Consider the following 12,709-nt stretch of genomic DNA (forward strand, 5'->3'; position numbering starts at 1 on the left):
AGTGGGGCGCGATGACGGGCAGGCATTCCGGCCTGCCACGCTGAGCTTCACCGGCGGGTCATTTCTTTTCCACTTTCTACGCCGGGCTTTCATTCAATCCAGCCGCGAGCGCGGCTATGCCCCATTGCCAGAGTTGCGTTAGCCGGTCGATGTCGGAGGACGCGAACAGGGCATCGCTCCAGAGCCAGTTAGCCGTCAGTTGCGGACCTTCGGATGTTCCCCGTACTGCCGCGGCTAGGTACAGCGCAAAACGCAGTGGCAGATCTGGCTCAGGGTCGACGGGCAAAACGTCGACTTGGTCGCCGGCAACTAAGGACCAGGGCTGATCCGTTCCACCGGCGAGGTCGAGGCGACCCAAGTAGCTGAACATGATCTGAGGTTCGACAGCATCCTGCAGTTCTGGAACATGGTCCACATAACGAAGCAGTCCAAAGTCCAGGCCTTCATTCGGAATCGCACTCAAATGGCCAGCCACCGAATCGAATAGCGCTCGGGCCGCCGCCGGATCGCTTGCTGCCTGCTCGGCGTCGACGCCTGACACACCCACTCCGAGCCGTACCGGGTATGCAGTCGTGAACCAACCGACCGTGTTCGTGGTGTCCGTGTCCAAAATGGCGTCAGCGCGCCCATGGACCTCCATCGTGACGAGCGTGCCAGCCGCCGAATCTTGTTCACGAGTACGCCGCCAACTCGCGACGGCCATCGTGAGCGCGGCCAGCAGGAATTCGTCCATGCCCTTATCTCTGGTGAGCGCAGTGAGCACGCGCTCAGTGACGTCGATCGGTATGAGCGCCCGTGTGACCCGCAGAGTCGACCACGTGTCACGGGTAGCATCAGGATGCCGCCTACCCAGCGCAGGATCGGGCCCTTGAACCTGGGCGTTCCAGTAATCGCGCTGGGCCTGCACTTCGGCGGTAGCGGCCCGCTGCCACATCAGCTCCGACCACCGTCGGTAAGAAGTAAACTCTGGCAATGTCTTTGGCGTTTCGCCCGATGTCAGTGAGCGCCAAGCTCCAGCGAGGTCGCCGAGAATGATGTGCCAGGACACCACGTCTACCGCAAGATGATGCGCGGTGATCAGCAGCAGCTCGCCGTGCACGGCCCCGGAAAACCACACCGCTCGCACCATGGCACCCGAATGGGGATCGATCTCCTCGGTGACCTTACGCGCCGAATCTGTTATGGCCGTGTTTAGTTCCTCGCGGGACGAATTGGGTAGCTCAACGCGGGTAAGCACATCAGTGGCACGGACGACGCCGGGTTCGCGCGTAACAAGGCGCGGTCCCCCGGCGGTCTCAACCAGAATCGATCGCAGAGTGTCGTGCCCGTCGAACAACAACTGCAGCATCGACTCGATTGAGGGGCGGTCGATTTCAGACGGCAATCGCAGCAAAACGGTATGGGTGAACCGGCGGTAGTTTCCGTACTCGTAGAGCCAGGACACCATCGGCAGGGGCAGAACCTCGCCGTATTCGACGGCCTCGAGGGCGGTGCCCGATTCGGCTGCTAGGTCCAACGCGTCCGCGAGTTGGCGAATTGTCGGTGCGGTGAATAGCATCCGGGGACTCAATGACAGGCCGTGCCGCCGCGCCTTATGGACCAACGAAATCGCCACGATGCTGTCTAACCCGAGCGAGAAGACGTCGTCGTCGACGTGTGGCACTACGCCGTTGAACTGTTCCTCGAATATTTTGCACAGCGATCGTTCGGTGTCGGTGGACGCCGATGCCGCCCCGCCTTCAGTGACACGCAAGAGCGCATCCTCGGCAAGCCGGTCCAATGCACGGCCATCCAGCTTGCCGTTCGCATTCACCGGCAGCTGAGGTATCGCCACGATTCGGGCGGGAACCATGTAAGGCGGCAGCCGTTCGGTGAGCGCGGTACGCAGCTGTATCAGGTCGGCAGCCACATCCTCCTGCCACACAACAAAACCCACCAGAATTGCGCCGGTCTCGCGACGCAGAACGGAAACCGCGGCATCGCACACCTGCGGCTGACCGCGCAGGGCCGCCTCGATCTCACCGATCTCCACGCGGTAGCCACGGATCTTGACCTGGCAGTCGCAGCGTCCCACATAGGAGTATCCACCGTGCGGCAGGCGACGTACCAGGTCACCGGTGCGGTACATGCGTTGGCCGGGACGCAGCGGGTCCGCCACGAAGCGAGCCGCGGTCATCGCAGACCTGCCGACATAGCCACGGGCCAGCTGCGCCCCGGACAGATAGAGCTCGCCTACCACACCGTCCGGCACCATCCGCAACGCCGAATCCAGGACGTAACCGACGGTTCCAGCGTTCGCGGTGCCGATCGTCGGCTTTTGGTATTCCGTGACCGGTGCCACCACCGCTTCGACCGTCGTTTCGGTGGGGCCATAGCAGTTGTAGACCGCGGTTGGCGACGGAGCGCGCAATTGCTCCCACAGCGCGGTATCGATTGCTTCACCGCCGAGGGCCAGCACCGAAAGAGAGTGGTCCAAAAGTCCCGCGGCACGCAGTTGCAGAAACATCGACGGGGTGGTGTCGATCATGTCGATCTGGTTGGCGGCCATCCCTTGCACCAGCCGGTCTGCGTCGCGCATCTCCTCGGCGTCGAACAGGTGGATCGCATGCCCGTCGAGTAGGCCCACCATGGGCTGCCAAGAGGCGTCAAAGCTCAGGGACCAGGCGTGGGCGATCCGCAGCGGGCGGCCCAGGCGTGCCGAAGCCGCCCGGTAGACACGGTCGCGGTGGTCAGCGAAATAGCTGAGTAAAGCGGCATTGGTGCCGATGACGCCCTTGGGTTCACCGGTCGAGCCCGAGGTGAAGATGACGTACGCGCTGTGCTCGGGGTGCCGGCGAACCGCCAAGCTGGCGGCTGCGCGTTGCGAGATGCGGCCGGCGGCAGCGGGTTCGTCGATCACCACTGTGTTGACCCGGCCGCTTACCAACTCCGTGTAGCCGGCTTCGGCGATGGCGAGTACCGGATTTGCTTGCCGCAAAATAGATTCGATACGAGCGTTCGGCAACGTGATATCGACCGGCAGATAGGCGCCACCGGCGGCGAGTACGGCCAGGATGGCGACGATGGAATTCGTCGAGCGCGGCAGCACCAGCGCAACGACTTTTTCCGGTCCTATGCCCCGTTCGGCCAACTCCCCCGCGAGCCGGCAAGCGTGCGCGTGTAGTTCGGCATAGGTATAGCAGTCACCACCGCCGGTAGTTAGGGCGACGGCATGCGGTGTGGCGTGGACCTGCCGCTCGAATGTCTCCCACACCGAGGTGCTCTCCGCAGTGGGTAGCGGCCGCGTCGCAAGTCCTTCGAACTCGGCGCGCTCCGCCGTGGTGAGGATATCCAGCGTGTCGGGGGTGTCGTCGCCAATATCGGGGAGTTGGCGCAGCACGGCGAGCAAGCGCTCGCCGATCTGGGAGGGCCGAAGATGCGGAAGTGCCTCGGGAATCGCCTCGACCAGTACCAACAGCGCGTCGTCTCGCATGTGCGAGACCACAGTCAACGGGTAGTGCGTGAGACTCTCCATCTCTACCGGACTGAACCGGGCTCCGTCTGGTGTGGTCACCGTCCGGATGGCGTCCTCGATCGGTGCGTTCTCGAAGACGAATAGCGAATCAAATAGGGTTCCCCGGCCATGCTCACGCTGGATTTCCGACAGGCTGAGATAACCGATGTCGCGCATCGCCGACGACTCGCGCTGCAAGCGGGCGCATTGCTCCACCACCGAGTCGGCGGTGCTCACCTGGTGCACCACCGGCACGGCGTTAATGAACAGTCCGACCATGGTTTCCACGCCGGGCAGGTTTTCCGGCCGGCCGGACACGATGGTGCCGAAAACGACATCGCGACGGTCGGTGAGCCTGCTGAGCACAACCGCCCACGCGAATAGCACCGCGGTGTTGAGGGTAAGACCGTTGCGACCCGCCCACTGTCGCAGCCGCACCGTATCGGCCGCAGGCAACAGCAATTCGGTCTTTTCCGGCACGCCCTCGCCCGCGGCGACGGTCCCATCCGCCACCATGAGCGGGCCGGACACACCCTGCAGATACGTCATCCACTGAGCGGTCGCGGCCGCCCTGTCCTGCTGGGCAAGCCAGACGATGTAGTCACGGTAGGGGCGCGGGCTCGGTAGCCCGTCGGTCGATCCTCCCGCCCGATACACGGTGAGCATCTCGGTGAAGAACACGGCGAGAGACCAGCCGTCAACCAGAATATGGTGGGCGGTGAAAATCATCCGGCGCCTGGTCTCGCCGGGAGTGCCAAGCACCACAACCCGCAATGCCGGTCCACGACTCAGATCGAACGGGCGGCGCCGCTCCGATCGTGCAATGGCATCGAATTCCGTTGGCGGTGCGAACCGTTCGGACCAGGGCAGCTCGGCCTGCATGGGCACGATCTGCACGGGCTTCGGTACATCACGATCCCAGAAGGCGGCGCGCAGATTCGGGTGTCGGACCAGCATGGCTTGAGCGCTGCGGCGGAGCAGCTCGAGATCGACTGGTCCGTCGACATCGACGACGAACTGCATGCTGTAAAGGTCGATACTGTCCTGCGCCAATCGGTATAACGCAAACAGCCCTTCCTGCAAAGGGCTGAGAGCGAGCACGTCCTCGATCTGCGGCGGAGCTGTGGTCACAAATACCTCACGGGTGCCGTCACGACTGGTTGAGCCAGGATGCGTTGAGTTGCGCCAACGCATCGGGGGTCAGGCCCGACGCGCTCATCGGCGTATATTCCTGCTTCGGCGGCGAATCCGTCTCGGCCGCCGGCTGACCCGCTGCCGCGTCGACCGCCGCGGCCAGCTCGCCGATGGTCATGTACTCGAACACCATTCCCGGGGTGAAGGCCAGTCCCTGCGCGGTGGCCTGCGCCGACCATTTAATGGAGATGATGCTGTCACCGCCGAGCGCGAAGAAGTTGTCGTCGCGATCGAGACCGGTGACGTCGAGCAATTCCTCTAGCAAGGTGATGAGGATCCGCTCGGTTTCCACCGAGCCTGCGGTGGCCGGTTTCGAGGGCGCAGCGATGGGCGGGGCCGGCGGGGCGAAAAGTTTCTCCAAATCATCCGTGGGAAGCAACTCCAGGCTGGACACGGGACGGTCCGGCGCCGTCGCGAACGCATCGAGTGCTGCGTTCAGAGCGGCGGCGATAAGGGCAACCGACGCAGGTTCGTAGAGATCGGCATTGGCGACGACGCGCACGTCGAGTTCACCGGCCGGCGTCACGCTCATGCCCACGTCCAGATCCAGTAGTGAGACCTCGAAGTCCATCGGAAGCGGTACGACCGTGGTGCCGCCGGTCTCGGTGAGAGGGCGCGGTATCAGCGCCCAATCCTCTCCGCGAAAGTGGATCATGTTCTGAAACAGCGGGTTTCGGGACCGTGAGCGCGGTGGGTTGAGAGCCTCAACCAGACGTTCGATGGGCAGCTCTTGGTGTGCGAATGCGTCGAGCACCGTGTGGCGGCTACGGGTGAGCATGGTGCGCAGGCTTGGATCACCGGACAGATCGTTGCGCAGCACCACCACGTTGGCGAACAAGCCGATCAGATTAGCCGTGATCGGTTCGACACGGGACGCGACCGGGCTGCCGAGCGGAATGTCCGTCCCTCCGCCGAGCTTGTGCAGCACTACCGCCAGGGCGGCCTGGTAAACCATGAACTCGCTGGCGCCATTTTGCTCGGCGAGCTGTGTTAAGGACGCCCGGCGGGTGGCGGGCACGGTGAAAGTCACCACCTCCCCACGCTTTCCGAGCGCCGGCGGGCGGGAATAATCGTGGGCAACCGAGACCTCGTCGGGCAACCCAGCGAGGGCGTCACGCCAATACGCCAGCTCAGCCTGTCCCCATAGGGAAGCGAATGCGTCTCGTTGCCACAGCGCGTAGTCCACGAATTGGATCGGCGATGTGGTCCACTGCGGCGCCTGCCCTTGGTGCCGCGCGCGGTAGGCGGTGACGAGGTCGTCAAAGAAGATCCCCAGAGAGGCGTGATCGCTGACGATGTGGTGAACGACCACCAACAGCACATGCGTATCCGTGCCGAGCGCCAACAGGGTGACCGTAATCAACGGCCCCGACTCGGGCGTAAACACGTGCCGGCGCTGCTGCGCCACCGCGTCATCGAAGCCGTCCGGGGTGACCTCCCGGACTTTTAGTTCCAACTGCAAGATCGGGTGCACGATTTGATACGGAACGCCTTCGTGCTCATCGAAGTTCGTGCGCAGGGCGTCGTGGCGCTTAACGACGTCGTTGACCGCCTCGGTGAGGGCGACGATGTCCAGGGGACCGTCGAAGCGAAGCGCAAAGGGCATGTTAAAGCCGTCCCCCGCCCCTTCCATCCGATACTGGAACCACGCGGCGAGCTGCGAGTAGGACAACGGGAGCCGCTCCGGGCGAACCGATTCGACGAGTTCTGGGCGGCTCGATTGCCAAGCCGACGTTGCGTCGTCGAAAGTGTCCTCGGCGTCCATCGCGTCAAGGTCGATGTCGAACTCGGCACGGAACTGCTCGACCAGCGCAGCCGCCAATCCGGCCGGGGTGGGCGTATCGAACACGGCGCGAACGGTCAGCTCTATGCCGAATTCGGCACGGATCTGCGCGACCAGCCGAGCCGCCAGCAGGGAATGGCCACCCAGCCCGAAGAATGAGTCCTCAGCACCCACACGCTCCCAGCCGAACAGTTCGGCGAAAATCGAGCACATCCGGCGCTCGGTCTCGGTCGCCGGCTCACGGTAGCGGCGCACAGCGATAGGCGTAGGTGCGGGCAGTGCCCGTTTGTCCAGTTTGCCGCTCACAGTCAGCGGGATCTCATGGATAACTGCAAATGCGCTGGGCACCATGTATTCAGGCAGCGCCGAGGCGGCATGTGCGCGTATCTCATCGAGATCTAAGTCGGCGGAGAGGTGTTCATCAGCCGCTGGCACCAGGTACGCGGCCAGCATGGGCCCAGCCTCGGTGTCTTCCACGGCGACGAGGCAGTGCCGCACCGCTGGATGCGTTTTGATGACGGACTCGACCTCGCCGAGCTCGATGCGGAAGCCACGAATCTTGACCTGCTCGTCGGCTCGGCCGACGAATTCCAGGTCGCCAGAGATGTTGCGGCGGACCAGGTCTCCGGATCGATACAGCCTCATGCCGGGATTGAAAGGGTCGGCGATGAATCGCTGCGCGGTCAGCCCGGGACGACCGAGATACCCACGCGCCAACTGAATGCCACCGAGGTACAGCTCACCGACGACCTCCGCGGGCACCGGTTGCAACTGCTCGTCGAGCACGTAGGCGTAGACGTTGCGGTTCGGCACGCCGATCGGCACTACGCGCGCGCCCTGCGACCCCGCGACCCGCTTGTGTGTCGAGCACACGACGGCCTCGGTCGGGCCATAGTGATTGCGTAGCTCCGCGTCGAAGTAGCTGGCGAATTTGTCGGCTACCTCAGTGGGAAGCGCTTCTCCGCCCACCGGCACATGACGCAACTGCCGCCATTGGCTGGCCTGCGGCAGCATTAGCAGGGTGCTCAGCATGGAGGGCACCATGTGGAGCACGGTGACGCCGCGGCGATTGATCAGCTCGGCAACGTAATCGATGTCACCGAAGGCCTCGGGCCTGGGCACGATCAGCTGTGCGCCAAGCGACAACGGGATGAAGATGTCTGCCAGTGAAGCATCGAAGCTCACCGACGACGATTGCAGCCACCGGTCTTCTCCGGTCACGCTCCACTCGGCAATGAAACCATCCACGTGCTCGGCGATCGCGCGGTGCGAGACAGCCACGCCCTTGGGCCGCCCGGTGGAACCGGAAGTGTAGATGACGTAAGCCAAGTGGTCGGGACGCAACGGACGTAGCCGGTCGGCATCGGTGAGCGCGGCGTCCGACAACTGTGCGGCGGCGTCTTCGGCGGCGTCGAGTTCCTGTCGCCCGATAACCGTCTGGGGTCGGGCATCCGTGACAAGGTATTGGATGCGGTCGTCGGGATAGGCGGGGTCGATCGGCAGGTAGGCCGCACCGGCTTTCAGCACGGCGAGCAGCGCGACGATGAACTCTATCGACGTGGTCATGCGCAGCCCGATGACGTCCTCGGCACCGAAGCCTCGTCCGATAAGCCAGCGCGCCAAACGATTCGCGCGAGCATGCAGGTCGGCATAGGTGACTTCACCCGCGTCGGAAACTAGCGCGACCGCGTCGGGAGCGACGGCCGCGGCTGTTTCAAGCATCGCGACCATCGTGGTGGCCGGCGTGGCGACAACTTCCCCGTGCGACTGCGCCAGGACGGCTTCCCGCTCGCCGGCGCCGAGCAGGTCCAATTTGGTTAGGCGACGTTCGGGTTCGGCCAGGGCGTTGTTCAACAGCTGCAGATAATGGGTCAGCATCTGATCAACGAGTGCCGAGCTCAACACGTCGGTCTGGTGCTCGAGCTCGACCGATACTCCCTTTGGGTCGAGCACAACCGTCAAGGCCAACGGAAGCTGGGCGGCTACCGCGCCCAATTCGAGTTGTCCTACCGTGACACCGTCCAGTATCAATCCACTTGCGCTGTTGCGCATGCTGAAACCCAAGCGGACCAGCTGGTCCATGCCATCGTGCCCCATTGCCCGCTCCGGGTTGGCTTCGCGCACCACTCGATCGATGCCAACGGACTGGTGGGCGAACCCGGCAAAACAGGTTTCGCGTACCGCGTCGACGAACGAGGTGAACGTGTCGTGCGGTCGAACGACGATCCGCAGCAACAGCGTGTTGCCGAAGTACCCGATCGCCCCCTCGGCCGGGGCGCTGCGTCCGGTGACCGGCACGGAGATCACAAAATCTGCTGCGCCGGTATAGCGGCGTATCAGCACGCCAAAGGCCGCCAACAACACCATAAATGGTGAAGCGGAGCGGTCTCGGGCAAAATCCTCGACCCTGCCGAACAAGCCGGCGGGAAGGGCGCGAGCCCGACGATCGGCCTGCCTGGACGGATGCACGGCAGCCGCACCGGGAAGCTCCAGCGGATCCGGTGACGGCCGCAAAGTGTCCGCCCAGTAACCGACGTCGGCACTCGCGGGTTCCGCCTCATTACCTAGCACCGCGACCGAAACGAACTGTGGCGCACGGCTATTCAACTGAAGACCGTTATAGGCAGCGCTCAGCTCGCCGAAGAAGACAGCCCAGGAATCGTCATCCCAACAAATGTGGTGTACGACGAAGAACAGCACGAATTCGTCTGGGCCGGAGCGGATCAGGGTTGTCCGCAGCGTAAGCTCCTCGGTGAGGTCGAATGACCGGCCGAACTCGTCTCGTGCCAGCGCCTGGACCCGGCGATCGCGGTCCTCCTCTGAAAGATGGGTCAAATCATCTGTTCGCCAACCGATCTCAACGCCATCGGAAAACACTTGATAAGGCTCACCCTCGGTGTCCACCGCGTAGGTGGTACGCAGGATCGCGTGCCGGGCAACGACCTGATTGAAGGCGGCGCGCAAGCGTGCCTCGTCCAGGGCGCCCGTGAGCCGGTAGGCGACGCAAATGTTCAGCGTAACGTCGCTTGTGTCCATGGCCTGCAGGAACCACATCCGCCGCTGGCCGGGCGACAGACGGTAACGTTCTCCCGCACAGATCCGCACCAGCTCGACCGACTCCCGCGCCGCCAGACCGCGTTCGGCGATGCGCCTACGTAGCAGTTCCAGGCGACGTTGCTCCAAAGTCTTGACGTCGTCGGCCATGGCTCGCCTCACTCCCGTTATTCAGTTCGCCGGATCGGTCCGAGCATGGGGCGTCCTACACCCCAGATCCGGAACCCGAACGACACGACACGCAGTAACGATCCCTTCGTCGCCGGCACCCTACCGCGACTGCGGGCTTATGTTAGCCTTCACTAAGTTACAGGGCTCGTGCGCCTGCCGCGGCGACGAGATCGGATCGCCCATCGCTTTATGTGCTCGTCGCGCACTACAGGGCCCCTTTGGTCGGGAGGTACACGGGTGCAGATGCAAGATCTGCAGCAATGCCGCGCCGCGGTTGATCATGAAGTGTTCGCGGGCGAATTCTCGCTGCGCCGGCTGGACCCCGACGGCGACCTCGACCTGATGCATTGCTGGATGAACGACCCCGAGGTGGCGCGATTCTGGCGGAAGCCGTGGTCCCGCGTCCGGATTGCGTCCTATCTGCATCAACAGCACTCCAGCGCACACTCGGTTCCGTACCTGGGTCTGTTGGATAGCGTCCCGATGAGTTACTGGGAGCTTTACCGCGCCGATCTTGATCCGCTGTCCGACTACTACCCCGCCCGCGAGCACGACGCAGGCGTGCACATGCTGCTGGGTCCACCCGAGTGCCGCGGACGGCGGCTGGCGGTGGACCTGCTACGCACGGTCTCGTCATGGCAACTGGAGGCGGATCCGCTGGCCGCACGGGTGGTCGCCGAGCCCGACGTTGACAATGTGCGGGTGCTCCGGGTGCTCGACCACGCCGGGTTTCAGCGCATCACGGACCTCGATCTGCCAAACAAGCGCGCCGCCCTCATGATCCGTGACCGATAGGGCCGACCAAGCGCCGCCCCAAACCCGGACGGCGGGCCGGTGCGATCCCCCGAAGGCGAGGAGCTTATGTTAGCCTACGCTAAGTTAATGACGCATGCGGTGGTTGTGCCGCCGCGCGGGCTCCTCGAGGCGCATACAGCGACACGAAGCGAAAGGTAGCGTTGCATGCCGCGCACACTGGGGTGGATCAGACAGTTCCACGAACCGGATTTGCCCGAAAGCGTTCCGTTGCTGATTTTTCCGCATGCTGGGGCTGGCGCGTCGGCCTACCGCGAATTTTCGAAAGCACTGCGCACGACATTCAAGGTCATTATTTTCCAGTACCCGGGACGACAGGACCGGGCGGCTGAAGCGTCGTTGCAATCACTCCCCGACATCGCCGCTGGAGCGTTCGGCGAATTCTGGACGTCAGAGCACAATCGCGGGATCCCAATCGTCACGTTTGGGCACAGCATGGGGGCGTTGGTCGCGTTCGAGTTTGTCCGTATCGCCGAAGCCAGCGGAATCGATGTGCGCCAGTTGAACGTCTCCGCGGCGGTTGCCCCTTACCGCGCCGCGGCCAAGCCACCGCATCCCAAGGATGACGAGGGGATCCTCAACCATCTAGCGGCGCTGGAGGGAACCAGCACGGATGTGTTCACCGACCGCGAAATCATGAGACGGGCGCTTCCGGTAATTAAAGCCGACTACAATGCCTTTGACGCCTACTCCTGCGCCGACGACATCAAGGTAGCGGCTCCGGTACATGCGATGGGCGGTAATCAAGACCCGTATATAACGTTGGGCGATCTGTACGGGTGGGGCAAACATACCGACACCCTCAAGGTCACGATGTTCGACGGCGGACACTTCTACCTGGAATCGCACATAGGCGCCGTCGCGGAGTTGTTGGCGTCTAGTGCGCACCGCGAGCAGACGGCGTGAGCAGCGACGACCCAATCGTCATTTCCGGAATGGCCGTCGAGGCGCCCGGGGGAATCGACAGTCCCGCAGCCTTGTGGTCCGCGCTTGCCGAAGCCAGGGAACTGATTGCCCCCTTTCCACGCGACCGCGGCTGGCCGATCGACGATCTCCTGTCGGTATCCGAGCTAGACGGCTGGGGGCCGGTTTTCGACGCGGGCGGGTTCCTGGACGGCGCAACAACATTCGACCCTCCTTTTTTCGGTATCACGCATCGCGAGGCCCTCGTGATGCAGCCCCAGCAACGGGTGGCGATGCGTGTGGCGTGGAAGGCACTGGAGAATTCGGGGATAAACCCCGGCGCGCTCGACGGCGCCGACGTCGGCTGTTTCGTCGGGATGTCCCCGATGGAGTACGGCCCGCGTGCGGCCTTAGCCGATGCCCACAGCGGGCATCGGATCGCCAGCCTAGGCCAGCTGGGGGCCGCCGGGCGTATCTCGCACTGCCTTGGACTGTCCGGGCCATCGATGTGTATCGATTCGGCGTGTGCGTCGTCGTTGACCGCACTGCACCTGGCCGCGACGGCGGTGCGGACGGGCGAATGCGAATGGGCGCTTGCCGGCGCGGCGTGCGTCATGGGGTCACCGGGAGCTTTCTACGAATTCGCAAGGCTCAATGCGCTTTCCACTGACGGGCATTGCCGCGCCTACTCGGAGGACGCCAGCGGCACCGTGTGGGGGGAAGGCGCGGGGATGGTCGTTGTCGAACCTGAATCCCGCGCACGCCGACTGGGACACCGGATCTATGGACGCATCCTGGCCGTCCGCACCAACCACAACGGCAAAGGCAAGCCGATCCTCGTACCCCGGGTGCGCGCGCAAGAGCAGCTCATCCGCAAGACAATTGACGCGTCGGGGATCGATCCGGCCGAAGTCGGAATGATTGAAGGGCACGGCACCGCGACCCGCGCGGGCGACCCGGTGGAATTGCTGGCCCTTTTCAAGACCTACGGCGCGGCGGGATCCAAGGCGCGGCTGGGCTCGTTGAAGTCGAACGCCGGGCACGCACAAGCGGCATCCGGAATCCTCGGACTGATCAAACTGTTACTCGCCGGCCAGCACGGTCAGATCCCACCAACGCTCTTCTCGGACAACCCCACCGAGACGGTGGACTGGGACCTGACGGGCCTGCGATTGGCGACAAAACTGCACCAGTGGGAGCCCATAGGCGGCGTCCGCTACGGCGCGGTCTCATCGTTCGGCGCCGGTGGCGCCAACGCGCATGCGATCATCGCGATGCCCGCAAGTTCCCTGGAGTGA

5 protein-coding genes are annotated in these 12,709 nt (G+C 63.8%); 3 read left to right on the forward strand and 2 right to left on the reverse strand.

Features of this window, described 5'->3' with window-relative positions; genetic code table 11:
• Positions 1-76: 76 nt before the first annotated feature.
• Positions 77-4,624: a non-ribosomal peptide synthetase gene (locus P6281_RS14435; protein ID WP_008257484.1), complete on the reverse strand. Its 4,548-nt coding sequence runs from the start codon at positions 4,622-4,624 to the stop codon at positions 77-79.
• A 19-nt stretch (positions 4,625-4,643) separates the two neighbouring features.
• Positions 4,644-9,674 carry a non-ribosomal peptide synthetase gene (locus P6281_RS14440; RefSeq protein WP_008257486.1) on the reverse strand — a complete coding sequence of 1,677 codons (5,031 nt, stop codon included), beginning with the start codon at positions 9,672-9,674 and terminating at the stop codon, positions 4,644-4,646.
• Positions 9,675-9,938: 264 nt separating this feature from the next.
• Between P6281_RS14440 and P6281_RS14445 the strand changes: the two genes are divergently transcribed.
• The 3 genes from P6281_RS14445 (at position 9,939) to P6281_RS14455 (ending at position 12,709) form a co-directional block, all read left to right on the forward strand.
• Entirely contained in the window at positions 9,939-10,490 is a 552-nt protein-coding gene (locus P6281_RS14445) for a GNAT family N-acetyltransferase (RefSeq protein WP_008257489.1), read from the forward strand.
• A 165-nt stretch (positions 10,491-10,655) separates the two neighbouring features.
• The gene (locus P6281_RS14450) at positions 10,656-11,414 is read left to right on the forward strand and encodes a thioesterase II family protein (RefSeq protein ID WP_008257491.1); all 759 of its coding nucleotides are present in this window, start codon (positions 10,656-10,658) and stop codon (positions 11,412-11,414) included.
• Positions 11,411-12,709 (forward strand): beta-ketoacyl [acyl carrier protein] synthase domain-containing protein, encoded by a 1,299-nt coding sequence (locus P6281_RS14455; protein WP_008257493.1) that lies wholly within the window; start codon positions 11,411-11,413, stop codon positions 12,707-12,709. Before P6281_RS14450 ends, P6281_RS14455 begins: the two co-directional genes overlap by 4 nt.

The organism is Mycobacterium sp. 5-140-3-2, from assembly GCF_035666375.1.
Taxonomy (GTDB): domain Bacteria; phylum Actinomycetota; class Actinomycetes; order Mycobacteriales; family Mycobacteriaceae; genus Mycobacterium; species Mycobacterium intracellulare.

Bases quoted from the DNA above. Each gene is read 5' to 3' on its own strand.
- P6281_RS14440 (WP_008257486.1), bottom strand. From the start codon at position 9,674: ATGGCCGACGACGTCAAGACTTTGGAGCAACGTCGCCTGGAACTGCTA.
- P6281_RS14450 (WP_008257491.1), top strand. From the start codon at position 10,656: ATGCCGCGCACACTGGGGTGGATCAGACAGTTCCACGAACCGGATTTG.
- P6281_RS14445 (WP_008257489.1), top strand. From the start codon at position 9,939: ATGCAAGATCTGCAGCAATGCCGCGCCGCGGTTGATCATGAAGTGTTC.